The sequence below is a fragment of the Thiopseudomonas acetoxidans genome, from assembly GCF_030362935.1.
GTDB classification, from domain to species: Bacteria; Pseudomonadota; Gammaproteobacteria; order Pseudomonadales; family Pseudomonadaceae; genus Thiopseudomonas; species Thiopseudomonas acetoxidans.
The window spans coordinates 331,217-357,408 of sequence record NZ_JAUCDY010000001.1 but is presented as its reverse complement, the minus strand read 5'-3'; the positions used below and the strand labels follow the sequence as shown (position 1 = coordinate 357,408).

Annotated in this window: 27 protein-coding genes; 7 read left to right on the top strand and 20 right to left on the bottom strand. The window is 49.0% G+C overall.

The annotated features are described in order from the left end of the window. The 3 genes from typA to QEZ41_RS01775 all read right to left on the bottom strand — a co-directional run bounded on the left by typA (position 1) and on the right by QEZ41_RS01775 (position 3,948). The gene (typA, locus tag QEZ41_RS01785; protein ID WP_289409643.1) at positions 1-1,812 is read right to left on the bottom strand and encodes a translational GTPase TypA; all 1,812 of its coding nucleotides are present in this window, start codon (positions 1,810-1,812) and stop codon (positions 1-3) included. A gap of 93 nt (positions 1,813-1,905) precedes the next feature. Then, positions 1,906-3,360: a tRNA uracil 4-sulfurtransferase ThiI gene (thiI, locus tag QEZ41_RS01780; protein ID WP_289409642.1), complete on the bottom strand. Its 1,455-nt coding sequence runs from the start codon at positions 3,358-3,360 to the stop codon at positions 1,906-1,908. A gap of 183 nt (positions 3,361-3,543) precedes the next feature. Further along, positions 3,544-3,948, bottom strand: a complete 405-nt coding sequence (locus tag QEZ41_RS01775) for a hypothetical protein (RefSeq protein ID WP_289409641.1) — start codon at positions 3,946-3,948, stop codon at positions 3,544-3,546. 197 nt (positions 3,949-4,145) lie between these two features. Between QEZ41_RS01775 and QEZ41_RS01770 the strand changes: the two genes are divergently transcribed. Genes QEZ41_RS01770 through QEZ41_RS01745 form a run of 6 tightly spaced genes read left to right on the top strand, consistent with a single transcriptional unit; the run spans position 4,146 to position 8,525 of the window. Continuing rightward, a complete protein-coding gene (locus tag QEZ41_RS01770) occupies positions 4,146-4,550 on the top strand; it encodes an ApeP family dehydratase (protein ID WP_289409640.1) in 405 nt (134 codons plus the stop codon). After that, positions 4,543-5,424, top strand: coding sequence for an ABC transporter ATP-binding protein (locus tag QEZ41_RS01765; protein WP_289409639.1), 882 nt, complete (start codon positions 4,543-4,545; stop codon positions 5,422-5,424). Before QEZ41_RS01770 ends, QEZ41_RS01765 begins: the two co-directional genes overlap by 8 nt. Continuing rightward, positions 5,421-6,602, top strand: coding sequence for an ABC transporter permease (locus QEZ41_RS01760; protein WP_289409638.1), 1,182 nt, complete (start codon positions 5,421-5,423; stop codon positions 6,600-6,602). Before QEZ41_RS01765 ends, QEZ41_RS01760 begins: the two co-directional genes overlap by 4 nt. Beyond that, entirely contained in the window at positions 6,584-6,850 is a 267-nt protein-coding gene (locus QEZ41_RS01755) for an acyl carrier protein (protein ID WP_289409637.1), read from the top strand. The genes QEZ41_RS01760 and QEZ41_RS01755 overlap by 19 nt, the downstream gene beginning before the upstream one ends. After that, complete coding sequence (locus QEZ41_RS01750; protein ID WP_289409635.1) at positions 6,847-7,959, top strand: beta-ketoacyl synthase N-terminal-like domain-containing protein; 1,113 nt, start codon at positions 6,847-6,849, stop codon at positions 7,957-7,959. Before QEZ41_RS01755 ends, QEZ41_RS01750 begins: the two co-directional genes overlap by 4 nt. Positions 7,960-7,961: 2 nt before the next feature. Continuing rightward, the gene (locus QEZ41_RS01745; RefSeq protein WP_289409634.1) at positions 7,962-8,525 is read left to right on the top strand and encodes a hypothetical protein; all 564 of its coding nucleotides are present in this window, start codon (positions 7,962-7,964) and stop codon (positions 8,523-8,525) included. Between the two features lie 3 nt (positions 8,526-8,528). Here QEZ41_RS01745 and darH read toward each other — a convergent pair whose 3' ends face one another. Genes darH through QEZ41_RS01725 form a run of 4 tightly spaced genes read right to left on the bottom strand, consistent with a single transcriptional unit; the run spans position 8,529 to position 12,013 of the window. Next, positions 8,529-9,524 carry a BtrH-related acyltransferase DarH gene (gene darH, locus QEZ41_RS01740; RefSeq protein WP_289409633.1) on the bottom strand — a complete coding sequence of 332 codons (996 nt, stop codon included), beginning with the start codon at positions 9,522-9,524 and terminating at the stop codon, positions 8,529-8,531. Next, complete coding sequence (locus tag QEZ41_RS01735; RefSeq protein WP_289409632.1) at positions 9,514-9,933, bottom strand: DarG family dialkylresorcinol biosynthesis protein; 420 nt, start codon at positions 9,931-9,933, stop codon at positions 9,514-9,516. Before QEZ41_RS01735 ends, darH begins: the two co-directional genes overlap by 11 nt. Then, complete coding sequence (locus tag QEZ41_RS01730; protein ID WP_289409630.1) at positions 9,923-11,080, bottom strand: beta-ketoacyl-ACP synthase III; 1,158 nt, start codon at positions 11,078-11,080, stop codon at positions 9,923-9,925. Before QEZ41_RS01730 ends, QEZ41_RS01735 begins: the two co-directional genes overlap by 11 nt. A 15-nt stretch (positions 11,081-11,095) precedes the next feature. Then, entirely contained in the window at positions 11,096-12,013 is a 918-nt protein-coding gene (locus tag QEZ41_RS01725; protein WP_289409629.1) for a dialkylrecorsinol condensing enzyme, read from the bottom strand. 17 nt (positions 12,014-12,030) lie between these two features. Here QEZ41_RS01725 and QEZ41_RS01720 point away from each other — a divergent pair, with 17 nt between their 5' ends. Further along, on the top strand, positions 12,031-12,498 hold the full coding sequence (locus QEZ41_RS01720) for a DUF2141 domain-containing protein (RefSeq protein WP_289409628.1): 468 nt from the start codon (positions 12,031-12,033) through the stop codon (positions 12,496-12,498). Between the two features lie 66 nt (positions 12,499-12,564). Here QEZ41_RS01720 and dctM read toward each other — a convergent pair whose 3' ends face one another. The 13 genes from dctM to hemA form a co-directional block, all read right to left on the bottom strand. Continuing rightward, on the bottom strand, positions 12,565-13,845 hold the full coding sequence (dctM, locus tag QEZ41_RS01715) for a C4-dicarboxylate TRAP transporter large permease protein DctM (protein WP_289409626.1): 1,281 nt from the start codon (positions 13,843-13,845) through the stop codon (positions 12,565-12,567). After that, the gene (locus tag QEZ41_RS01710; protein ID WP_289409625.1) at positions 13,845-14,483 is read right to left on the bottom strand and encodes a TRAP transporter small permease; all 639 of its coding nucleotides are present in this window, start codon (positions 14,481-14,483) and stop codon (positions 13,845-13,847) included. Before QEZ41_RS01710 ends, dctM begins: the two co-directional genes overlap by 1 nt. A gap of 123 nt (positions 14,484-14,606) precedes the next feature. Next, a complete protein-coding gene (gene dctP, locus QEZ41_RS01705) occupies positions 14,607-15,599 on the bottom strand; it encodes a C4-dicarboxylate TRAP substrate-binding protein DctP (RefSeq protein WP_289409624.1) in 993 nt (330 codons plus the stop codon). 272 nt (positions 15,600-15,871) lie between these two features. Beyond that, positions 15,872-17,224 carry a sigma-54-dependent transcriptional regulator gene (locus tag QEZ41_RS01700; RefSeq protein ID WP_289409623.1) on the bottom strand — a complete coding sequence of 451 codons (1,353 nt, stop codon included), beginning with the start codon at positions 17,222-17,224 and terminating at the stop codon, positions 15,872-15,874. After that, positions 17,221-19,017: a sensor histidine kinase gene (locus QEZ41_RS01695; RefSeq protein WP_289409622.1), complete on the bottom strand. Its 1,797-nt coding sequence runs from the start codon at positions 19,015-19,017 to the stop codon at positions 17,221-17,223. Before QEZ41_RS01695 ends, QEZ41_RS01700 begins: the two co-directional genes overlap by 4 nt. Positions 19,018-19,188: 171 nt before the next feature. Continuing rightward, a complete protein-coding gene (gene recX / locus QEZ41_RS01690) occupies positions 19,189-19,626 on the bottom strand; it encodes a recombination regulator RecX (RefSeq protein ID WP_289409621.1) in 438 nt (145 codons plus the stop codon). Between the two features lie 72 nt (positions 19,627-19,698). Continuing rightward, a complete protein-coding gene (recA, locus tag QEZ41_RS01685; protein ID WP_289409620.1) occupies positions 19,699-20,733 on the bottom strand; it encodes a recombinase RecA in 1,035 nt (344 codons plus the stop codon). 110 nt (positions 20,734-20,843) lie between these two features. Then, positions 20,844-21,326, bottom strand: coding sequence for a CinA family protein (locus QEZ41_RS01680; RefSeq protein WP_289409619.1), 483 nt, complete (start codon positions 21,324-21,326; stop codon positions 20,844-20,846). A 25-nt stretch (positions 21,327-21,351) separates the two neighbouring features. Beyond that, complete coding sequence (murI, locus tag QEZ41_RS01675) at positions 21,352-22,146, bottom strand: glutamate racemase (protein ID WP_289409618.1); 795 nt, start codon at positions 22,144-22,146, stop codon at positions 21,352-21,354. Next, positions 22,143-22,895 (bottom strand): HesA/MoeB/ThiF family protein, encoded by a 753-nt coding sequence (locus tag QEZ41_RS01670; protein ID WP_289409617.1) that lies wholly within the window; start codon positions 22,893-22,895, stop codon positions 22,143-22,145. The genes murI and QEZ41_RS01670 overlap by 4 nt, the downstream gene beginning before the upstream one ends. Next, the gene (prmC, locus tag QEZ41_RS01665) at positions 22,889-23,740 is read right to left on the bottom strand and encodes a peptide chain release factor N(5)-glutamine methyltransferase (protein ID WP_289409616.1); all 852 of its coding nucleotides are present in this window, start codon (positions 23,738-23,740) and stop codon (positions 22,889-22,891) included. Before prmC ends, QEZ41_RS01670 begins: the two co-directional genes overlap by 7 nt. A gap of 5 nt (positions 23,741-23,745) precedes the next feature. Next, positions 23,746-24,828 carry a peptide chain release factor 1 gene (gene prfA, locus QEZ41_RS01660; protein ID WP_289409615.1) on the bottom strand — a complete coding sequence of 361 codons (1,083 nt, stop codon included), beginning with the start codon at positions 24,826-24,828 and terminating at the stop codon, positions 23,746-23,748. Next, complete coding sequence (gene hemA, locus QEZ41_RS01655) at positions 24,828-26,093, bottom strand: glutamyl-tRNA reductase (protein WP_289409614.1); 1,266 nt, start codon at positions 26,091-26,093, stop codon at positions 24,828-24,830. Before hemA ends, prfA begins: the two co-directional genes overlap by 1 nt. Positions 26,094-26,192 lie beyond the last annotated feature (99 nt).

Sequence of the window (26,192 nt, the reverse complement as noted above, 5' to 3'; positions counted from 1 at the left end):
CTAACCGCGACCGGCGCGCTTGCGCTCGTTTTCAGTCAGTAGTTTCTTACGCAAACGAATGGATTGCGGCGTGACCTCTACTAGCTCATCATCCTCAATAAACTCTAGGGCCTGCTCAAGCGTAAAGCGAATCGGAGTGACCAGTTGAATGGTATCTTCCTTACCCGATACACGCATGTTATCGAGTTTTTTCGCCTTGGTGGGGTTAATCGCCAAGTCGTTATCACGGCTGTTAATGCCCGCAAGCTGACCTTCGTAAACCTCTTCACCGGGCGACAGGAATAACTTACCACGCTCTTGCAGGGTTTCCAGCGAGTAACTTAGCGCCTTACCGGTAGCCATCGAAACCAACACGCCGTTGAGTCGACCGGCCATTTCACCACTCTTCACTTCGCCATAATGGCTAAAGGTACTGGTCAGGATACCTGTGCCTGAAGTGATGGTCATAAATTGGTTACGAAAACCAATTAAACCACGCGCAGGAATAACGTACTCCAAACGCACACGGCCTTTACCGTCTGGAACCATGTCTTTTAGGTCGCCTTTACGCAGGCCCAGTTGCTCCATAATAGGGCCCTGATGCTGCTCTTCAATATCAAAAATTACAAACTCAAACGGCTCTTGTTTGACGCCGTCCACTTCTTTGACAATCACTTCTGGGCGGGAAATCGCCAACTCAAAACCTTCGCGGCGCATGTTTTCAATCAGTACTGACAGGTGCAGCTCACCACGGCCAGATACTTTGAATTTGTCCGGATCACCTGTTTCTTCAACGCGCAACGCAACGTTGTGCAGCAGCTCTTTTTCCAGACGCTCTTTGAGGTTACGGCTGGTAACGTACTTGCCTTCTCGACCGGCAAAAGGTGAGTCATTCACCTGAAAAGTCATGCTGACGGTAGGCTCATCAACGGTCAGCGGAGGTAATGCTTCTACATGCTGCTGATCGCAAAGAGTATCGGAAATAAACAGCGGCTCAAAACCACTGATACAGACGATATCACCGGCTTGTGCTGTTTCAACTTCAACACGCTGCAAGCCACGATGGCCCATGATTTTCAGAATACGTCCGTTGCGCTTTTTGCCCGTGGAGTCAACCGCTGTTACAGGCGAGTTAGCTTTAATGCGACCACGGCTAATGCGGCCAATGCCGATAACGCCGAGGAAGTTGTTGTAGTCCAGCGCCGAGATTTGCATCTGGAACGGACCGTCCACATCCACTTTAGGCGGCTGAACAAAATCGATAATTGCTTGGAATAACGGGTCCATATTCTCAGCCATTTCGCTCGGGTCCATACCGGCGATGCCGTTCAGCGCACTGGTGTACACAATAGGGAAATCAAGCTGCTCATCGGTCGCGCCGAGGTTGTCGAACAGATCAAAAATCTGATCAATCACCCAATCTGGACGCGCGCCCGGTCGATCAATTTTGTTAACCACCACAATAGGGTTCAAACCGGCTTGAAACGCTTTTTGGGTTACAAAACGGGTTTGTGGCATTGGGCCGTCGATGGAGTCAACCACTAGCAGCACGCAGTCAACCATGCTCATGACGCGCTCTACCTCACCACCAAAATCGGCGTGTCCGGGCGTATCAACAATGTTAATGGCGTAATCTTGCCATTTGATGGCGGTGTTTTTCGCCAGAATGGTAATGCCACGTTCTTTTTCTTGGTCATCAGAGTCCATCACACGGTCTGACTCAAGCTCTTTGCGGTCCAAAGTCCCTGAGGCTCGCAGCAAAGCATCGACCAGAGTGGTCTTGCCGTGGTCAACGTGGGCAATAATGGCAATATTACGTAAATTATCTATCACTGTAGTTGTCTCTAGTAGTTAACATTTAAATCGAATTTGGGACTTTTTGGCCGCGCCAGTCCATACGCTTTAGCTTCTATTGCAGAAAGATTGCTAAGGCCGATACACCCGCACATTGGTGTGACCCTCATGCAGCAGATGATGCACATGCAGGCGACTCATCACCCCTTTGTCACAATAGAGCAGGTACTGGCGGTTAGCGTCCAGCTCTTTGAAACGGTTATTTACCGCATAAAACGGCATGTGTAGCAGCTCGATATCAGCCAACTGTAAGGGCTTATCCTCGCACTCATGCGGATGACGGATATCAATCACTATCTGCCCTGGCAACGCTTGGCTGACGGTTTCTACCTGCACATCCTGGCTTAACTCTTCAAGCAGTTTGTCCACGGTAATGAAGCGCGCTCGACTGATCGCACGGTCCAAAATACTCATATCCAAACGCTCTTCTTCGCGCATCACTCGACCCAATCGTGCCTTGGTAGTCGGATTCACCGAAATCACGCCACAGTATTCCGGCATATTTTTAGCAAAATCCGCCGTGCCGATGGCTTCAGCCGTATCGATAATCTCTTGTTTATGCGTGGCAACCAGAGGGCGAAGCACCAACTTTTCGATGGCTTTATCAATCACCGACAGATTAGTGAGCGTTTGGCTAGATACTTGTGAAACGGCCTCACCTGTTGCTAGGGTTTCAATATGCAACCCATCGGCGATACGTTCAGCCGCACGGAGCATCATGCGTTTAAGCACTACGCCCATGTGGCTGTTATCCACAGTATTGAGAATATCAGCCAGCACTTCTTCAAAGGGTACACTAATAAACAGCACCCTATGGGAGCGACCGTATTTTTCCCACAAATACTGGGTTACTTCCATCACACCCAATTCATGGGCACGACCACCCAGATTAAAAAAACAAAAATGGGTCAACAATCCGCGACGCATGAGCTGATAGGCAGCCACGGTAGAGTCAAAGCCGCCAGACATTAGCACTAAGGCTTGCTCAATAGAGCCTAACGGGAAGCCACCCATACCTGCATGGCGTGCATGCTCAACCATTAAGCGCTGATGACGGATTTCTAATCGCACTTCCACTTCGGGTCGATTTAGCTCTACTCCAGCTGCCGCGCATTGGCGGCGCAACAGGCTACCCAAAGTGCGTTCAACATCCATGGAGGTAAACTCATGCTTGCCTACACGCTTACAGCGCACCGCGAAGGTTTTCCCTTGCAACAAAGGTGCGTAATGCTCTGCACACAACTGCGCGATGGTTTCCATAGAGTCTGGCAGTGGATACTCTTGCACTTGGTATGAGTGTGCGATACCGGGCGTGTTGCTGAGCCGCTCAAATAATTCTTGCTGCGCCACAGGCTCGACGAGACTGCTTTGCACCTCAATATTGTCCCACTCACCACTCACCGCCACTTCGGGGTCAAGCGGACTCAACACCGTACGCATATTTTTCACCAACTGGCGAACAAACTGACGCCTCACCGGGCGGCTTTTAATGGTGATCTCAGCAAAGGGCTTAACGAAGATTTTCATAGCTGTACACAAAACGTTACGCACCCGCTTAGGACGCGAAAAAGGGTGCGCAAGTATAGCAAGCTCAGGCTTTTAGCGCGAGTAATTATGCGTTAAGGACGCGAGCAAAGCGCATTAAATACGCGTTGTAGTTATCCTTATTGCAGCCTAATAAGGTTTTTAAACGCGCATAGGTTAGGCTGCTTATTGCCAATCCAGCTGCAACAGCTGCCATTTTTTATCGGTTAACTGCCACACACTGCTGACTCGATAATGTTCAGCCCGCTCTGGAATAAGCCTTTGCGCGCCGGTAATGCCAACTTGCGCCGTACACAGGCCGCGATCATAAAAGCCCTTATCTAACTGACAATCACGATTAAGCACTAGAATATTAATGCTCTTATAACGCATAAACAGTCCCAGCATCTGCTGGCGAATTTCCTGTCGGCCATAGTGTTGCTGCGCTAAAAAATCGGTATGCAACTGCTGCATCACCGCGCTGGTTTGTTGGTTTTTGATATTTTCCTCCAGCTGGCGCGCAGCTTCTTCTAACGCATTTTGCGGATCTTTACTGCCACAGGCTAGCAAGCCCACTGTGAGCGCAGCCATCAATACCAACCTGCATGACTGGACAAGTTGCCGCCTAGCGAACGTTACTAAAACCATTGACCTCTGCCCGTTTTGCATCATTTAACTGCCCCCTATTTCTAAACTACCCTATAATCACGCATTATTTGCAATAATTGCCAGCCCTACACCGCGGCAACTTGCACAGCATACGCACTTAATAGATTTTCCTAGCAACTATGGCTCTCCCAGAACTAACAGCTTTATTACCACATCGCGGTACAGCGCTATGGTTAACTGCAATTATTAAGCATGATCAACAAAGCATCCTTGGCGAGTGCCACCGGGATTGCCTTGCGCAGTTAACCCAACTACAGAGTGCTTATTTTTTCGAAGCTGCTGCACAACTCTGTGCCGCACATGGCGCATTGTATGCCAAGCACAACTCGCCCACTGAAGCCTATATTGGCAAACTGAGTAAACTCAAGGTGTATCAACAGGCCACGTCTACCGGCGGCACTCTGCAAGTCAAAGCAACGCTGCAATCTACCAACAAACTCAGCGCTGCTTATCTATTCACCGTTACACAACAGCAGCAGATACTGCTCGATGGCACTCTGTTACTGGTGTTAAACCATGCTTGAGCTTTGCCACCTTCACTACCGCTACCCCGGCGCTGAGCAAGATGCGCTGAGCGATATCAACTTTAAAATACAGCAGGGGCAGTGCATTGGCTTACTGGGTGCTAACGGTGCTGGGAAAACCACACTACTGTCGCTCATCGCACAGCTTATTACACCCAGCGCTGGGCAGTTACGCTGGCAACAGCAACCCAGTCTAGGGCTTGTACCGCAAACTCTGGCCTTCTATGCCAAGCTCAGCAGCCAAGAAAACTTACACCTTTTTGCCGATCTTTACTTGCTTAAGGGTCAACAACGCCAGCAGCAGCTCAGTTTAGCTATCGAAGCGGCGCAGCTGGAATCACTACTGCATAAAAAAGCCGGTCAACTATCAGGCGGACAACAACGGCGACTTAATTTCGCTTTAGGTATTTTAGCACCTGCGCAATTATTTCTATTCGACGAGGTAACCGTTGGTGTGGACAGCGTCAGCCGCCAACATCTGTTAAACGCTATTAAGCAACTTAAACAGAGCGGTAAAAGTATCATTTACACCAGCCATTATTTACCCGAAATCGAGCAAATAGCCGAACGCGTTATTTTGCTTAACGCAGGCAAAGTGCAGCTCGATATAGCGCTTGCCGAACAACCCAGCGCACACAATCTAGTGATTGAATGGGTCTCTGGGATACCTATCGAGTTAGTCAAGCTATGCCAGCAGCAGCAACTCGACTTTCAGCAACAACACAACAGCTTAATTATTCATGCCCTAACTCAGCCGCAATGGGCAACCTTGCTCACACATATCAGTCACACCACGCCCGCACCCACTCGTATGAATTACAGCAAACCGAGCCTGGAACAGCTTTATTTACAAGTAAGCGGGGGTCAGCTATGAGGCTGTGGGCATTAAGCTTTAAAGAGCTGTTATTGCTCAGTCGTGACTGGCACGCGCTGGGCGCGCTCTTTATTATGCCAGGACTATTTCTGGTGATTATGGCCTTTGCTATGTCGGCCATTAATCAAGATGAACTCCCAGCGGTTAATTTTAGTGTCGATATCCCTAACCCGAGCCCTGCCAGTGCATTTTTTCTCGCTGCATTAGAGAAGCAATTACCACAAAGCCAGGTACAAGCTGACACCCCCACCATCCAAATAGCACTGAGCCCCACGTTTGCCGAACAACTGCACGACAATCCCCACCAAGGGCCAAAGTTGTCGTTTCCAGCCAACAGCGACACGCTCAGCCGCCAGCGTATACGCAGTGCAGTCACCATCGCTTTAGCGCAAACCCGTCTATGGGATTTCTTAATTGACAGCGAACTGATCAGTGACAATGCTCCCTTGGCAGAACAACTCCAGCAGGTGCAGCTGCAAACGCAAAGCGAGCTTAAGGAGTATCAAATCCTCAGCAGTGGCGCTGTAGGTAACCGGGCTAGCGCCAGTCAAATGAGCGTACCTGCTTGGCTTATTTTCGGTATGTTTTTTATTGTGCTGCCCATGTCCAACAGCTTGCAGCTCGAATTTCAGTCTGGCGTATTAGTACGCCTGCGCGCGCTACCTTTGGCGCAAAGCACCCTGTTGCTCAGCAAACTTATACCCTATAGCCTGATCAATATGCTGCAGTTTATTTTGCTGCTTAGCCTAGGCTTTTTTGTGCTACCCCTGCTGGGTTTGCCCGCCCTTAGTATCCATGGCAACGAACTCGCCTATTTTCCTTTAGCTATTTGTATTACTAGCGCTTGCTGCTGTTTTGGCTTATTAGTAGCCGCCGTTGCCAGAAATACTGAACAAGCTCTACTACTCAGCGCTGGCAGCAACCTGATTTTAGCCGCCATTGGCGGTATAATGGTGCCCAAAAATATGATGCCCATCAGCATGCAGCACATCGCTGAACTATCACCTATGAGTTGGGCGCTGGATGCTTTTTTAACCCTGCTAGTCGGCCAGGGAGAACTCAAAGATATCGCCATCTGGTGCTATTATTTGCTCGTTTTCGCCCTATGCACTGGAGCTGCCGGCGTTATTTTGTTACACAGAAGAGTACAAAACACCCTATGGACAAGCCAGAACTAGAACAACAGCTTAAGCAACTCATTTTGCGTGAGTGCGACAAAGAAGATGATTTTGATTGGCAAGAAATCGATACCCAAGAGCTTTTATTCGGCCAAGACAGCCGCATTCAAATGGATAGCCTGGATGCCCTGCAGGTTTCTCTAGCCCTGCAACAGCAGTATGGCGTGCGCATCGAAGGGGCCAAAGAAGGTCGACGCGTGCTTACCAGTATCGCCACTATCGCTGACTACATTCGCAACAACTCATGAGTTGTTATCTACATAGCCCCGTTCTGCACAGCTGTCTAGGCGAGTCACTCGCCAAGGCTGTTGCTGCGGTACGCAACAATCAAGCACCGCACACACAGCCGTTCACGCTAAACGAACGTTTGCTGGAAATGCCTTACTTTGCACTCAAACAGCAGCGCCAGCCTATTGAGCACCTGCAGCGTATTATCGAAGAGTTGATCAGCCACTACCAAGCTGATTTTAGCGATCAGCTATTGATTGTAGCCAGCTCCAGCCTCGATATTATGCTGCACGAACAAAATACGCGCACCAAAGCAAGCTTCAGTGCGGCCGATTCCACCCCGCTGAATCGCATTGCAAACCTGCTTCAACAACAATACGGTTTTCAAGCCAGTCTTGTCATTAATACGGCCTGCAGCAGTGCCGCCAATGCCTTGCTGTATGGCGCTTACTTGATAAAGCATCAACTTTACGCTGGTGTGACTATTTTAAGCTACGAGCCGCGCAGCACCATAGTGCAACAGGGATTCGCAGCTCTGGAACTAACCAGTCATAGCGGCCTTTATCGCCCTTTCCACCCTGATAGCGATGGCTTGATTTTAGGCGAAGTGTACGCGGCAGCCATGCTAAGCAACGAAGCGAAAGAACACAGTCTATGTCGAGTGCTTGGCGGCTACAGCGCTTGCGATACCACCAGCGTTACCGGCACGTGCGAAGATGGCAGTCATATTTATGCCGTCATACAACAAGCTTTAAACCAAGCCGGCTGTAAGGCTGAGGACATTGATTTAGTCAAACTGCACGGCACCGCCACTGCAGTCAATGATCGTGCCGAACGTAACGGCATACTGAGTTTTTTACAACGGGCTAACGCACCCAATCTGTGCACACTAAAGCAATGGCTGGGTCACGGCTTAGGCGCATGCGGACTCAGTGAAACTCTGCTGCTTAGCGCCTGCTTACAACAAGGCTTGCTGCCCACGCCACGCCATGCTTATGTGACTGACACCTTTGCGCTGCAGCACAATCCGCAGTGGACTCAATCAGACAGCCTAATCTTGGCAAATTTTTTTGGTTTTGGCGGCAACAATGCAAGCTTGATTCTGCAAACCACTAGGCAGGAAAACTAACCATGCACGTCATTAGCGCCAGTCAGCTATCGGTTTCAACACGGACAAGCGACAAACAACTCAAAACCCTTTTACGTGAGCACTTCAGCAGTTTGCCCCGCCGCATTGACCGCCTTGCCTGGCAAGCACTGCTCACAGCTGCGCCTTTAACCCAACATCTGGTTTCTAGTTGCGGAATTTATCTAGCTGCTGACTACCCCTCTGGGGATACTATGACCGGCTTGCTCAACAGCGTGTGCATTCAGAAGTTACAACCCAGACCCTTTGAGTTTGTTAACAGCGTCAGCAACGCCGCAGGTTTTTACCTAGCCAAACAGCTGGACGTACAAGGGCCGAACTTATTTATTAGCGCCGGCCCACAGGTATGGCAGCAACTCTTGCAATTGGCCTACTGTGATGTTCAGGCCAAAAACTGTCAGCAAGCTTTGTTGATTGTTTGCCGCGGCAACGAGCAAGTACAACTACAAGCAGTGCTGGTTCAGAACCAACACAACCAGCTCTTAGCTGCAGACAGCTTTGCACAACTAAGTAGCGGGCTTACTGTTACGCAATTGGTTTTAGACTAGCGATTATTTGCGCTTAGCCCAGCACGCGAGCTCTTTAAACAATACACGCTCGGCTTGGGCTATTGCCAGCAAAGCACTGCTTATCTCAGCTAAGCTTGGCTTTTCGGATTTCCCACGGCTGTGCTGCACACAGAGCAACGCAAACTGACGCCACTGATCGCCAATTGCGGTTAATTGTTGCGAGGCAGCGCATAAAGCCGGCTCATTTAACAAACTACCGGCTTCCTGCAAGAAACTGGCGTACATAAAGCGAAAACCAGCTCCCCCGGTGCCAATCTCCTCCTGCATACGCACTATATGGGTCAGATATAGGCGGTTGTATTTCTTCGCTTGCTCATCCAAGCCTGCAATTTTACGCGCTAAATACGCAATGCCACGAATACCAATCCAAGGCAGTGGTAAACCATCAATAATCCGGCTGGTGGATAAAATACTGCTACGGATCAACTTCTCCCAGTCAACTTCACTGGGCACATCTTCTAACCAATACAGCAAACCCTTGGCAGCCAGCGCACCTTTGGCAAAACGCGCTCTTTGTAGATCGTCACTGGCGCAGCGCACTGGTTGTTCAAACACGGGATCGCTAAGTAGGTACTCCTCACCTTCGCGGCCATAGGCAAGCAAGTTATGCGCATTGAAGTGAAAACGCATTTCCGGTGGAAAATAGGGCAACCAAAACACCGAACTCTGCATGCCCACCAAACGACCTTGTTCCAGTGCTTGATCTAAGGCTTGCTTACCTGCTGCCGGGTTACTGAAAGTTGCGCTGTGTAAACGACAGCCCAGGCGTTTGCTTAGCGTTTTAATAATATGCTTAGGTGGCATGCGGTAAGCGATTAATGGCATACCGCTGAGTTTTACTAAAGGAATATAGGCAAAGGCAATGCCCGAGGATAAGCCTAGCGCCATCGGCTCGCTCATCGGCAACCCCGCATGGGTCAACAGACTCGACATCACCCCGCTTTCGCAGTGGGCACTTTGTTCGTGATTAAAGCTCATCCAGTTGACCTTGTTGATACGCGAGTAGTTGCTCCACAGGGAGTGAAAACGCTTGGGCGTAGCGGGTTAAAATCCGCACAGGTAATTGTTGATAAACCGGCACTTTAAAATGGCGACGAATACGCCAGCGCCACAAGCCTGTGCACTGCGCCAGAGCTAACTCATCCATCCGGTAGCGATACATCAAATAGGGCAGTACCGAGGTCTCGCCCGCCTGCCAACGCTGCTTTGCCTGCTGCTCAAGCACTTCCAGCTCAGCTAAGGCCTGTTGCGTTGCGTAGTTTTCTGCATCCCAGCCAGCACTTTGTGCGCCTTGGTAGCAGCCTTCCTCATCCACCGCATACAGCAGTTTTTGATGACCTGCATAAGCAGAGCATTCCGCATCCTGCGGCACTTCATCAAGCTTCATTACCAACCACCGTCAGCTGCATAAAAGCACTGGAAAAACGTCCACTTTCTGGCACATAACACAGCAAGGTTTCGCCAGCACGTAAACGGTCTGAATTAAACAACTCTTCTAAAATAATAAAAATAGACGCTGAGCCCGTATTGCCTTTACTGGTTAAATTGGTAAACCAGCGCTCGTAAGGAATTTCCAAACCCACCTCACGCATGCCATCAGCCAAGCGTTCACGGAAAAACTCGGAAGAGTAATGGGGTAAAAAATAATCAATTTTATCCGCCTGCAAATCACGCTTGTGCATAATTTTGCGCAAGGCTTTGACCACGGTATATTTAACAATATTTTCATTGAGCAGTTTTACATCCTGCTTCACTGCCAACACCGAACGCGCATTGCGCTCTTGTGCGCTATAACGACTCCAACTTTTTAATTTGCCGTCTTTATAGTCTGCACCCGCATACATACAGGCGGGTAACTCATTGGCAAACGACAAAATATCCAGCCAGTCGATACGCAAACTCAAACCTGTCTGATTAGGCTGCTGAGACAAACGCACCGCGCCGGCTCCATCGGAGAGCATCCAGCGCAAAAAATCTTTTTCAAAAGCCAGCTCTGGCTGCTTGGCCAACTGCTCGGCTCGCTGCTCATACTCAGCGCTAAAATTACTGGCACGCATGAGATTGGAAGCCACTTCCGAACCGCAAGCAACGGCATCTTCACTTTGCCCCAACGCCACGCTCATCCATGCGTATTTCAAAGCGGTCATACCGCATAAACAAATACCTGAGGTAGCCACCACCTCACAGGCGGGATTACCCAACTCTCCGTGCACCATCACGGCATGATTAGGCATCATCTGATCCGGCTGTGAGCTACTGGCTACCAAACAATCAATCTGCTCCAGCGGCATAGCTTCATCACATAAACCGCGAATGGCTTCAGCGCTTAGCTGCGCATTGCTGTAACTGGGTGCTAAAGTCACTGGATCAATAGCATAATGGCGTGAACGGATACCATTGCTGCGCAAAATGATTTTACGTGCCCGCGATGGCTTATCACCAACCATCCCCAAACGCTGCTCCATTTGTTCGTTACACACCGGCTCATGGGGCAGGAAGGCACTCACTCGATTGATATAGACTGCTTGTGTCACAGATATTCCTTGTCCTTATTCCCCAGAGGGTTGTGCAAAATAGGCTTTTTGCTCAGCTGTTTTTCTGCGCAATAGCGGGGATAGTATTTTTCTCACTAACGCACTAATGGGTACGACTGTAATGATCATGACTAACAAAAAGATCACATAAAACATTAAGCCCACACTGCGCGCCACACTAAGTTGCGGTCCCAATTTGCTGAGCAAACGGCTCCAAACCTGAAAACTACGATTACCAATGCGCTCACTGGCTATCAGCTTCTCGTTAATCTGTACTGCCGCTAAACCACGCAACATGGGCTCGGTTATCGGCTTCGTATCAGCTAATAAGCGAGTCTTTATAGCCCAACCAAAGCGTTGTGCCGCACTGATATCTTGCTCGGCAATACCGGCTTTGGGCAGCCAAGCATAGGCTTGTCGCTTACCAGTAAACATCCACATAGGAGTAGCTAAAAAGCTGGCAGCACTGCCGCAAGCATCGGTCAAAACAGCATTATCCACTAAACGGGCACCCAGCTGCTGTAAGCGTGATTTTACTTTTTCTTGCGCCATCAGCCACATATTTCGGCAGCCAATTAGCGTCATAACAGGCCTATCCTTTAGTAGCAGCCGTGCTTGTTTAGTCGCCAAAAAACTCGCCATAGGTAATGATGGAGATAAAAACCATACCTGATATGCAAGAATAATCAGATCGTATTGTTTATCTGTATCCAGTGTAAAGGGCTGCAAAGGCTGCGCACGCTGTAAAACAGTTTCAGGAAAAATATGAAAGAAATGCCAAAATGGCCAAGGAAAAGGAAACTCCTCTTGCATTTGTAGCGTTAAATAATCAACCTGAATTTGCTCCTGCCCCAATAATGGCGCAGTAACAGCATCTACCACTTTATTTAACTGCCCACTTTGTGAATAGTGAATCACTAAAACATGACGCATTTTCAAGGTACCAAGCGATGAATAAAACTTGCCCGCCACGCGGCAAAGCAAAAAAAACCTTGCTGATTATAAGCCAAGCTTGGCTGTTGTGGATAAGTTTTCCTAGTTTTGCGGCCACACTGGTCATTGAGTTATCTGAACAACAACCGCGCGCTGTGATCCATGCGGCACTCTATGACCAGTCAAGCACGAACTGGGAGGCTCAGCCACTGCGAGCAGTGGAGACCACAAAAGAAACTATTGTTTTTACCGGTCTGCCCCCGGGGCGGTATGCAGTGCAGCTTTTTCAAGATATGAATGCCAATGGCCGTTTAGATAGCTCACGCAACGGCATCCCTAAAGAGCCGGTTGGTTTTTCCAACAATCCTTCATTATTTCGTGGCAAGCCTAGCATTGATAAGTGTTGGATTAACGTAGCAGAACCCTTGGTCACTGAAAACATCCGTTTTTTTGTGCGCAAACGCTACGCTAATACGGCGGAATAAAAAAAGGCGCACCCATTTATTTTAAACGTAGTGCGCCTTGCTTTTGTGCTGTAGGTACTATTGGTCTTACATTCCCAATAAGCGTGGCAAGCCCATGGACACCGAAGGTACGTAAGTCACTATCACCAAGAAACCCAATAACATCATCAACCAAGGCATGGCAGCGCGAATTACCTGAGTAACAGGCATCCCTGTCACTGCTGAGGTCACAAACAGGTTGAGCCCTACCGGTGGAGTAATTAAGCCGATCTCCATATTGACCACCATGATGATGCCTAGGTGGATGGGGTCGATACCTAGCTCCATGGCGATTGGGAACAAAATAGGTGCCAAAATTAAAATAATGGCCGACGGTTCCATAAATGCGCCCGCTACCAGCAAGACTATATTAACGACCAGCAAGAACATCCACGGCTGCAAGCCCGCCTCCAACACCATGGCGGTAATTTGCTGTGGGATTTGCTCGGTGGTTAAGACGTGAGCAAACAGCATCGCATTGGCAATGATAAACATCAGCATAATGCTGAGTTTGGCTGACTCTAGCACCACTTTTGGCGCCTCACGAATGGTCATGTCTTTATAAATAAACAGCGCAACAAAGGCTGAATAGACTGCCGCTACGGCAGCGGCCTCGGTCGGGGTAAACAGCCCGCTATAAATCCCGCCAAGGATAATTACCATCAGCAGCAAGCCCCAAACCGCTTTATGTGCAGCACTTAACCATTGGCGTACTGTGGCGCGCGGCATAGCCGGCAGGTTCTTTTTTACGGCAATGACATAGATAGCTATCATCAGTAGTACGCCCAGCAATAACCCGGGCACAACACCAGCCATAAACAGCGTACCTACAGATGTTTCCGTAGCAGCCGCGTAGACAACCATCACCACCGACGGTGGAATCAAAATACCAAGTGTTCCTGCGTTGGTGACAATACCCGCAGCAAAAGCTTGCGGATAACCAGAGCGCACCATACCGGCAATGGCAATCGAACCTACTGCAGCAACCGTTGCAGGACTCGAACCTGATAGCGCGGCAAACAACATGCAGGCCAGTACTGAGCCAATCGCCAAACCACCACGAATATGTCCAACACAGGCGTTGGCAAAATCAATCAATCTGCGCGCCACCCCACCGGTGGTCATAAAAGAGCCAGCCAACAAGAAAAATGGAATCGCTAACAGGGTGTAGTGTTCACTGGTTTCAAACAGCTTAATCGCCAGTGAGCTGACGGAGTCAGGGCTAAAGAAAATAATCGTTAGTGAGCCAGCCAAACCTAAGGAAATAGCAACCGGAACGCCAATTAACATCAGCGCAAACAGCGCAACGAATAGAAACCCAATAGTCATTACTGGCTCTCCTCTTGGCTGCTCAGTTTCATCGCATCGGCGGCTTCATCAGCCAAACCCAAGCCCGTTTGTTGATTGGTTAAAATACGCACAAGAATTTCCAAAAATCGGGCAAACACCATGGCAAAACCAAGAGGCACGATAAGCGTGATATGCCACTGTTTGATGCCGTAGTGACCTAAATCATCCGCGCCAATATTGGCCTTTAGCAAGGTCGTAGCCCAGCCGTAACTGGCGACAGACAAGAGCACGGCATAGCCTATACAGACCAAGCAGGCCACGATGCCGATTATTTTTTGCGTTCTGTGCGAGCCCAGCTTAACCAGTGCATCAACACCTATATGCCCCCCCACCCGAACACCGTAGGCAATACCAAAAAATATTAACCAAGCAAACAACGCTTTAGTGAGCGCATTACTCCACGTCATGGTTTGCACCACATCCAGGAAAAAATCACCCACCGCATAAAAAAACTCTGAGGCGGCAGAGTCTTCTTCAAACCATTCTGCAATGGAGAAAAAAACTCCATAGAGGTTATTGAAAACCACATAGAAAAAAGTTACCAATGTCATTGCGGCAAGCAAGAAGACGATAAATCCATCCTCAAAGCGCGCCCAGATTCGGCCTACTGTGCCCATTGAAATTCCCCATTTATTAAGAGTCTCTGAATAATTATTCTGCCAATTATTCGCAGACTCCTCTGCTATTATTAAAAAACACTAAGGCAGTGCTTCCACCGCCTTAGTGCTATTTGTTACATCTTACTCTTGGTTGGCAGCTTCAGCGGCTTTGATACGCTCAGCACCGATTTCTGCTTCAAACTTCTTCCAAACCGGACGCATCACTTCGCGCCACTTCTCGCGCTGCTCTTTAGTCAGGTATAGAATCTCAGTTTTACCGGCATCAATGATTGACTGCTTATCACGCATATTCAGTTCATGCGCGTGCTTGTTCACCTCAACAGTCACCTCATCCATAATGGCACGCAGCTCTTTGCTCACGTGCTTAGGCAGCTCGTTCCAGAACTTGGTGTTGGTGATCACCATATAGTCGAGCAAACCGTGGTTAGACTCAGTAATGTATTTCTGCACTTCGTGCATTTTCTGCGAGTAGATGTTGGAGTAGGGGTTTTCTGCACCGTTTACAACACCCGTTTGCAGACCTTGGTACACCTCAGCAAAGCTCATCTTGCGTGGGTTTGCACGTACCGCTTTAAACTGCTCTTCCAGTACCGCTGATGCTTGTACGCGGAACTTCAGACCACGAGCATCTTTTGGTTCAAGCAGTTTTTTGTTAGCTGAAAGCTGCTTCAAACCGTTATGCCAGTAACCTAGGCCCGTAATACCTTTGTCTTCCATTGAGCTCAGCAATTCTTGACCTACTGGACCTTTTTGGAAACGGTCTACTGCTGCCATGTCATCAAACAAAAACGGCAAGTCAAAAATTTGAATACCCTTAGAGTAGTGCTCAAACTTCGCTAACGAAGGTGCAATAATTTGCACATCGCCCATTAATAGGGCTTCCATTTCTTTACCATCACCAAACAAGGATGAGTTTGGATACACCTCAACCTTTACTTCGCCGGGTAGACGTTCTTCAGCCAGCTTTTTAAACAGCAGCGCGCCCTGACCTTTTGGGGTGTGTTCTGCTACTACGTGTGAGAACTTAATAACTATTGGATCAGCTGCATGGGCAATGCCAGCCAAGCCGATAGACACGGCACAAACCAGTGCTTTAGCGGTTGTTTTTAACATCTAGAATTCCTCTTACAGATAGTTTTGGTTGTTTCCAGAATGAAACTTTTATTATCACCATCAGCGAGACCAGTGCTCACCTGCTACATAGATTGCAAAAATCGCTCCGCAACAGCAAGCCTTATACCAAAGTATCAAAAATTTCTGTTTCAAATAGAAACAGCTGCATACAAAGAGGTAAAAGAACCTTTATAGCATTTAACCCCACAGAAACACTGGCGGTTTGTCGCCACTGAACCCGACTCCTTGGCGGGTTCTCGCCACATTTACATCTAGTTGTGCTGCAGGCCATATTTACGAATTTTATCGTGCAGCGTTTTCCGCGGTACTTGCAAGGCTTCTGCTACTTCACGCAACGAAGAGTGCGACTTAGCTAACTCTGCAGCTATCAAGGCACGCTCAAACGCTTCCACTTGTTGACTCAACGGCAAACCCACTAGTGCTTGCAGCTGGTTTTTGGTGGACTCCGTAACAGCTAAGCCTAACCCCAAAGCAAAACGTTCTGCCGCATTTTGCAATTCCCTAACATTACCCGGCCAGTCATGACTTAATAACTCAGCGCGCTGCTCTGCGGTTAGCAAGGGTTCCTGCGTGACTTGGTGTTTGCCACAGGCCTGTATGACAAAATGCTGGAATAGCGGCAAAATATCTTCAGCGCGTTGGCGCAAGGGTGGAATCTGAATTTGCGCCACATTTAAACGGTAGTACAGATCCGCGCGAAAGCGTCCTGCGTCTGCCGCAACCAACAAATCCTCTTTAGTTGCAGCTATCACCCTGATATCCAGTGGAATAAGCTGATTAGAACCGACGCGCTCTACCACTCTTTCCTGCAACAAACGCAACAACTTGACCTGCACATCCAAGCTCATACTCTCGATTTCATCGAGAAAAATCGTGCCGCCGTTAGCAAACTCAAACTTACCAATGCGTTTTTTTTGGGCGCCTGTAAAAGCTCCTGCCTCATGCCCAAACAATTCACTTTCAATCACTGACTCTGCTAGAGCACCCGCATTAATAGCCACGAAAGGTGCTGCCGCACGACTGGATAAATCATGCAGCGCACGTGCCACCACTTCTTTACCGCTACCTGTTTCACCGAGGATAAGCACATCGGCTTGCAAACCGGACAAAGCGCTGATTTGTTCGCGCAACAGTTGTGCCTGAGTTGACGGCCCTAAAAGGCGCTCACCCAGCAGCTTCTGATCTGCCAAGGCAAGGCGTAAGCTGCGGTTTTCTAGCACTAATTGCCGCACCGCCAAAGCCCTACGCACGCTATCGAGCAACAAGTCACTGGCAAAGGGTTTTTGCAAAAAGTCATAGGCTCCGGCGCGCATCGCCTGCACAGCCAATGGCACATCACCATGCCCAGTAATCAGCAATACGGGCAACTGGGCATCGTATGCAGCCAGTTGCTCTAACAACTGCACGCCATCAATGCCTGGCATACGGATATCGCTGACCACCACTCCCGCCCACTCTTTGGGTAAAGCATCAAGCAAACCCTCAGCACTCGCCGACGTTTGCACCTTCAAGCCTGCTAAGTCGAAGGTTTGTTCAAGCGCAGTGCGTAAATGCTCGTCATCATCGAGCAAAACAACGTCAGTATCTGCTGCAATTTCAATCATGCAAAACGATCCTCTTGCGCGTCTAGATTCATCGCTGATGGAATTTGTTTAAGGTAAAGACGCACACATGCTCCACCCTCAAGATTATTGGCAAACTCTAATCGACCACCCAATGCTTTAACAATGGCATCGCAAATGGCCAAGCCCAATCCCAATCCCCGAGCGCTGGTTTTAGTGGTGAAAAAAGGTTCACGAGCTTGCGCTAATGCCTCATCAGTAAATCCCGTACCGCTGTCTTTAATGGTTAAACAAAGCCATTCCTGACTTAAGCTCGTTTGCAGCCAAATACAGCGCTGGGAACGCTTTTCAGCCAGTGCATCTAAGGCATTGGCCAGCAAGTTACTCAGCACCTGCCGTAAGCGCGTCTCACCGGCTTCAACCCAAAGCGTGGCTTCTGGTACATCACGAAAAATTTCTACCTGCAACGCATTTCGGCGACTGGCCACCAAGGCCAAAGCATCTTCCAACGCTGGCTGCAACGCCACATGTTCTGACGCCTGCGGATTGCGTCGGGCAAAAGCGCGTAAATGTTCAATAATGGATGCCATGCGCTCGGTTAACACAGCAACCAAATCCAAATTGCTGGCCACCTCTGCATAGCGTTCTTTGGTCAGTAGAATCTTGCTGTTATCTGTATAGCTGCGGATTGCAGCCAAGGGCTGATTGAGTTCATGGCTAATGCTGGCCGACATTACGCCCAATGCTGACAACTTACCGGCTTGCACCAGTTCATCTTGTGTGCGCACCAGCTCTTGCTCAGTCGCTTCACGCTCTAAAACCTCTTCTTTTAAGCGGCTATTAAGTGTTTGCAAATCTTGCGTTCGATTACGCACACTTTCTTCAAGCTCTTGCTTGGCTTGCGCGTCCATGGCAATGCGCTCCAAATAATAATGCCTGCGCTGCAGCAATAAACCAAAAATGAGCAACACTGCTAATACGGTTACAGCAAATACGGCCATGGCTGTACTTACTGGTTCATTTATTAGCATTCTCGGTGCGAAAATACTGACCCGCCAATCAATAGCAGGTAAATCATTATGCAAGGCTACCCACTGTTCAGACTTTAAGTTCAAGGGTTCTGGCTCAATAGTGGTGTAAGGCTTATGGTTAGCAATGGACTGCTGCTCGCTGGCACTTAACTCGCGTGAGGCTTTAAAACGCCATTGCGGCTCTGACGTCAGGATTACCACTCCGTTTTGATCGGTTACCAGCAAGCGTTCTGGCACTTCACCCCACAGTGTCTCGGTAAAGTCCAAATCCACCTTTACCACTATGACGCCTATTGCTCTATTGTCGTGGTAAACAGCACTGCCGTAATAGTAGCCACGCTTAATGGAAATATTCCCCAATCCAAAAAACTCACCTGTTCCGCGCGCTAGGGCATCGTAAAAATAAGGACGAAAAGCAAAATTATTGCCAATAAAGCTTCGCGGTCCCAGCCAGTTGGATGCGGCCAAGGTCATACCTTCAGTGTTGAGCAGATAAATAACATCAGCACCCGTTTGATCACGAATGGTCGATAGCAGTTCATTGGCTGTATGCAGTTGTTCTGGTTCTGGATTTAACAAAGCTTGCTGCACATCGGGTAAACGCCCTAAAACCTGTGGCAACACCTCGTAACGTTGTAAGGTGCTTACCAGGTTGGCACTGATTAAGTCGAGCGTCTGGTTATTTTTACGTTTGAGTTCAGCTAAATAGTAGCCCTGCACCAACGAATGAAAAGGCCAGAGCAAAGCCACAAAAATCAATAAAAATACGAATAATAAACGCCAGCGGGGTTGCAACACTTTCATCTTTCACCACAGGAAATTTAACAACAGTCGAAAGTCAATTTGAAGTGGTAGCAGAGTACAGTTGCACGGGCAAATTATCCAATACCTTATTCGCGCAAAAGTTGCGCCCCCAACAAGCACCCTGTTGGAGGCCAGCTTCTGGGTGACGGTCTGTGTGTTGCGGTGTTTTGGTTATTTAAATAGCTTCTGCACCCAATCCATTGCATAGCCGCGATACAACAAAAAGCGCACTTGTTTGGCATAGGCTTTTTGATCGGCTGGTTGTTCACCAAAACGTCTTTGCCACAGCTCAAGCAATTGTTCTTGCCAGTCAATATCTGCTTGCGCTAAGGCTTGTTCAATGTCGTCACGCGCCAACCCGCGCTGTGATAACTCTTCGCGAATACGCACCGGACCACGACCCGAGTTAGCGCGACTGCGAATATAGCTTTCTAAATACCGCTGCTCAGACAATAACCCTTCTTCGACAAGTTTTTGCAGTTCAATATCGATCAATTCTTGTTCAGCGCCGCGCTGCAATAATTTACGTGACAGCTCTTGCACGCCATGCTCGCGCCTAGCAAGTAGATCCATGGCTTTTCGACGAATTTCTGTTGGAGTATCAAGCATTTTTCACCCATAAAAAAGGTGGTGCTGACGAGCAACACCACCTTAATTGTTCATGAATTAATTGAGGAGCGATTATTCCTCAACCACATCCTTTTTAGTTTCTTTGTCAGCAGGCTTAACCACAGTCAATAATTGATCGCGAATTTGCTTATCCAGACTGTTAAGCAACTCAGGATTTTCGTCCAAGTAGCGCGCAGAGTTCGCTTTACCCTGACCAATTTTAGTGCCCTGATGACTGTACCAAGCGCCCGCTTTTTCTAACAATCCTAGCTGCACGCCCAGGTCAATAATTTCACCCGTTTTGTAAATTCCACGACCATAGAGAATCTGGAATTCAGCCTGACGAAACGGTGGCGCCACTTTGTTTTTCACCACCTTAACGCGCGTCTCGCTACCGGTAATTTCATCACCTTCTTTTATTGCACCCGTACGGCGAATATCCAGACGTACTGAAGAGTAGAATTTAAGCGCATTACCACCTGTAGTGGTTTCTGGGCTACCGAACATTACGCCAATTTTCATGCGAATCTGGTTAATAAAAATCACCAAGCAGTTAGCATTTTTGATATTACCGGTGATTTTACGCAGCGCTTGACTCATTAAGCGTGCCTGTAAACCCACGTGTACATCACCCATTTCGCCTTCAATTTCTGCCTTGGGAACTAGTGCCGCCACGGAGTCAACCACGATCACATCCACCGCATTAGAGCGCACTAACATATCGCAAATTTCCAACGCTTGCTCACCGGTATCCGGCTGAGACACGAGTAAATCATCAACGTTAACACCTAACTTGCTAGCATATTCCGGATCCAGCGCGTGCTCAGCATCAACAAAGGCACAGGTTGCACCTTGCTTTTGTGCTTCAGCAATAACTGACAGAGTTAATGTAGTTTTACCTGACGACTCAGGGCCGTAAATTTCAACAATACGACCCTTTGGCAACCCACCTATACCCAACGCAATATCAAGACCTAAAGAGCCGGTTGAAATCGCCGGAATAGCTTGGCGCTCATGATCGCCCATACGCATTACCGCACCCTTACCAAATTGACGTTCAATCTGACCCAGTGCCGCTGCTAAGGCGCGCTTTTTATTCTCATCCATCTTTAGACCTCAATACGTTATGAATCACAAAACACTGTATAGTTAACCAGTATTATCCATGTTTTTTTCTGAATAGCAACAACCGTTATCGGAATAACTGCAGCGTGCTTTTATTTATTTGCTATTAACGAGATTAGACCAAGCAATGCCTTTTGCACTGCCTGCTGACGAACGGCTGCTCTATCGCCGGCAAACACTTGCGTTTCAGAGTAGGTTTGTGTGCCAACCACCCAAGCAAAACACACCATACCCACGGGCTTATCGACACTTCCTCCACCCGGCCCAGCAATACCGCTAACCGCCACCGCGCAATAAGCCCCACTTTCGCGCTGAGCACCTTGCGCCATAGCTTCTACGACCGGCAGGCTCACTGCACCATGTGCCACAAGCAGCTCTTGCGCCACGTGCAACATTTTAGTTTTTTGCTGATTTGAGTAAGTAATATAACCGGCTTCAAACCAAGCCGAACTGCCCGCAATACGTGTAATTGCTTCAGCAATGCCGCCGCCAGTGCAGGACTCTGCCGTTGTGACTTGTTTGTTTTGTTGCTGCAACAACTGTCCCAGCTGTTTTGCGAGTACGGTAATAGACATATGCAAACCTTATTCTGAGCGGCGTTTAGCGTAACAGCTGCGTCACCAGTACCTTGTGCGGCCATAGCGCGGACATGGCTTGCTGCATGGCTTCGATATTGCCGCTGGTATAAAACTGGTCAGCCTGTACATTGCTTTTTGCTAAAAGCTCGTGCGTTGTTAACTGCTGCTGTAAACGCCGCGCGACAGCAGCACCTGTATCAATAATCATAATCTGTGCAGGCAACAGAGTACGCAATAAGGGCTTGATAAACGGATAATGCGTACAGCCCAAAATTAACGTATCGCACTGCGCTTGCAGCAGTGGCTCAACGTAACTGGCCAGCAATTCGCGCGTTAGTGAGCCGTTTAATTCGCCAGCCTCAATCAATTCAACCAACCCCGGGCACGGCTGGGTATGTACCTCTACCTGCGCTGAAAACTGATCTAACAAAGCTGCAAATTTTGCGCTACGAAGCGTCCCCGTGGTGGCTAACACCCCCACTTTTCCTGTTTTTGACACGCGTGCGGCTGGCTTCACCGCCGGCTCCATACCGACACAAATCAAATTTGGCCAACGTTCACGCAACACATGAATAGCCGCTGCTGTTGCAGTATTACAAGCCACCACCAGCGCTTTTACGCCTTGATCCAACAAAAACTCACTAATAACTATGCTGCGCTCAATTATTTCTTCAGTGCTTTTATCGCCATAAGGAACATAGGCACTGTCGGCAACATAAATTAGTTGCTCCAGCGGCAGAACTTGGCGAATTTCCGCCAATACTGATAAGCCACCCAAACCAGAATCAAACACACCAATAGGTGCTTGTGGATTCATCGCTGTTTACCACACACAGAGCAGTCTGGATCGCGGCTTAGCCTGAGCTCACGAAACCGGCTGTCGGCGATATCAATCAGTAATAAACGCCCTACTAAAGAGCGACCAAAACCAACCAGCATCTTAACGGCTTCTGCTGCTTGCAGGCTACCAATCACGCCCACCAGCGGGCCCAGCACACCAGCCTCATTGCAGCCTAAATTTTCCTCTTCAGTGTCTGCAAACAAGCAACGGTAACAAGGACTGTCTGCCGAGCGTGGATCAAAAGCTGTCAACTGTCCGGATAAACGAATCGCTGCGCCACTCACCCAAGCCACTTGCTGTGCAAAACATGCGGCATTGAGTTCATCGCGAATACGAAAGTTATCCGTACAGTCCAAGACCACATGCATGCCTTGCACCAGCTGCTCAAGATTCGTTGCTGCTAAACGCTCACTGTGTGTATGTACTTGAATAAAAGGATTAAGCGCTTGTAGGCGCGCTTGGGCAGAAGCAACTTTCAATTGTCCTTCGCTGGCTGTGGTATGCACGACTTGGCGCTGCAAATTGGTACTGTCGACCACATCAAAATCAGCCAAATGCAACTCACCAACACCCGCCGCTGCCAGATACATAGCCACGGGCGAGCCAAGCCCACCCAGCCCAACAATCAGCACCTTGCTGTGTTTAAGCTTAAGTTGTCCGGCAATATCGACATCTGCCAGCAAAATTTGTCGACTGTAACGCAACAGCTCAGCATCGGTTAGCATGCAATCGCCTCACGCTTACTCCACTGCCCTAAGGTCACGCGCTCATGCCCTGATAAATCACACTCACTGCGCACTTTGACAAAACCCGCTTGCGCCAGCAATTCACGTACCGCAGTGCTTTGCTGATAACCATGTTCAAACAGCAGCCAGCCTTGCTCAGCTAGGTGACGTCCAGCTTGGCGCACTATATGGCGAATAGCATCTAAACCATCCGTGCCCGAAACCAAAGCACTGGAGGGTTCAAAGCGCACATCACCTTGCTGCAAATGCGGGTCATCTAGGGAAATGTACGGTGGGTTGCTGATAATGAGCTCAAAATACTCATCGCTCAGCGCAGAAAACCAATCGCTTTGCAGGAAACGTACCTGTGGTTGCTGGCAACTTAAGCCATTGTGCTGTGCCAATTGCACCGCTTGCTCAACGCAATCCACTCCGGTTACCTGCCATTGCGGTCGCTCACTAGCTAACGCCAAAGCAATAGCTCCAGTTCCCGTACCCAAATCCAAAACACGCACCGGCAGTTTGTCTTGCGCTAAAGACAGCGCGGTTTCGACCAGTAATTCGGTTTCTGGTCGGGGAATTAATGTATGCGGACTGACCTGCAAATCAAGCGTCCAGAAACCCTGCTGCCCAAGCAAATAGGCAACGGGCTCACCGGCATGGCGACGCGCTAACAGCTGTTCAAATTCGGCTTGTTGGTCGCCAGCCAGCTCTTTACCGGGCCAGGTGTAGAGATAACTGCGCGGTTTTTTGAGTACATGCGCCAGCAGCAACTCCACATCCAGTTTGGCGCTGGGAGAACTTAATTGCTGAGCGCGTTGCAGTAGACACGCAATAGTGACCATAGTTTTTACTCATCCAGAGCAGCCAGCTGATCGGCCTGGTACTCCATCAACAAGGGATCAATAATGTGTTCCAGCTCTCCCTGAATAACACTGTCCAGCGAATAGAGCGTCAGATTAATACGGTGATCGGTCACGCGCCCCTGCGGATAGTTGTAGGTGCGAATACGTTCAGAACGATCACCACTACCCACCAACGAACGTCGAGCATCGGTCATTTCTTTTTGCGCAGCTGAGGTTTGCTGATCTTGTAAGCGTGCTGCTAACCAACCCATAGCGCGGGCACGGTTTTTGTGCTGCGAGCGCTCTTCTTGGCATTCCACTACAAATCCCGTTGGAATATGCGTAATACGCACGGCAGAATCCGTTTTGTTTACGTGCTGCCCACCCGCGCCCGAGGCACGATAGGTATCCACGCGTAAATCTGCAGGGTTAATTTCAATCGCTGCTTGCTCATCCGGCTCGGCTAACACAGCCACGGTACAGGCTGATGTATGTACGCGTCCTTGGGATTCTGTTTCTGGCACACGCTGTACACGGTGTGCGCCGGACTCAAATTTTAAACGACCGTAAACATTGTCGCCCTCAACCCGGGCAATAACTTCCTTAAAACCGCCGTGCTCGCCCTCATGCGCGGATAGCACTTCCACGCGCCAGCCTTGGCGTTCCGCATAACGGCAGTACATACGAAACAAGTCGCCCGAAAAAATAGCCGCCTCATCACCGCCCGTTCCAGCACGTACCTCTAGAAACACGTTACGACTGTCGTTAGGGTCTTTAGGTAACAGCAATACTTGCAGGTCAGCTTCCAGCTTTTCGATGGCAGTTTTGCACTCAGCAACTTCTTCAACAGCCATTTCCCGCACATCAGGATCGCTGTCTTTAAGCAACGTTTGTGCTTCAGCCAGATCGTTTTTTAGTTTATTCCAGCTTTGATAGGCCTGCACCACAGGTTCCACTTCGGCATATTCTTTGGAATACGCGCGGAACTGATTTTGGTCGCTAATCACCTGCGCATCGCCTAGCAATGCGGTGAGTTCTTCGTAACGGTCAACTAAGGCATCTAAACGATTTAATAAGGAGGCTTTCATTAATTAGTTTCACCTGAATTTAAGCCAAATAATTCTTGCGCCACAGCGAGGGCTTCGTGACGGCCATCCGCAGATAAACGCTTTAACTGCACACTTGGCGTATGCAGTAATTTGTTAGTTAATCCCCGCGCCAATTGGGTCAACGCATCTTCGGCATTCGTGCCATTGGCGAGTGAGCGCAGGGCTTTTTGTAATTCTTCATCGCGTAATTGCTCGCCCTGCTGACGGTATGAACGCAACACATCAACGGCTTCCAGCTCACGCAAACGCTGCATAAAGTCTGAAGTACCCTGCACCACCAAATCTTCGGCTGCTTTGGCTGCACCTTGACGGCTTTTCAGGTTTTCAGAGACCACTTCATGCAAGTCATCTACCGTGTACAGATAGACATCATCCAACTCGCCTACTTGCGACTCAATATCGCGCGGTACGGCGATATCCACCATAAATATAGGTTTGTGTTTGCGCAGCTTTAACGCACGCTCAACCGCACCCTTGCCTAAAATAGGCAATTGACTCGCCGTAGAGCTAATCACAATATCGCTATGAATCAAGGCATCAGGGATTTCTGACAGCAACACTGCCTTGGCACCGAACTCTTCTGTCAACAGCGCGGCACGCTCCAGCGTACGGTTAGCCACTACTATATTTTTCAAACCCTGCTCATGCAGGTGTCGCGCCACCAGCGTAATGGTTTCGCCCGCACCAATAAGCAGCGCTTGGCTTTGGCTTAAATCACTAAATATCTGTTTAGCTAAACTCACCGCAGCAAAGGCTACAGAGACAGGGTTTTCACCAATTGCTGTGTCTGTGCGCACTGTTTTAGCGGTACTGAAAGTAGCTTGGAATAAACGTCCCAACAAAGGACCTAAGGTGCCGGCTTCACGCGCCACCGCATAGGAGGACTTTATCTGCCCCAAAATTTGCGGCTCACCCAACACCAGCGAATCCAGACCACAGGCAACGCGCATCATATGCCGCACAGCTTGTTCATGCGTATGGGTATACGCGCAACTGTGTAATTCTTCTGCCTGCAAACCATGGTAGTTAGCCAGCCACTCAATCACCGCGCGTTCTTGGCTGGGCTCCATTTCAAGATAGAGCTCACTGCGGTTACAGGTTGATAGAATGGCAGCCTCGCGTGCGCCTGCCTCACGGCACAATTCGCGTAAAGCATCGGTTAAACGATCTGGACTAAAAGCAACACGCTCACGCACTGCTACTGAGGCCGTTTTATGGTTGATTCCTAAAGCAATAAAAGCCATGCACCGTCGCTAAAAGTCAGTAAAGCGGCTAATTCTCCTATTTACAGACTTTTAGAACAACCTCCCCCAAAAAAAATATTTGAACTTAGGCAGATAAAG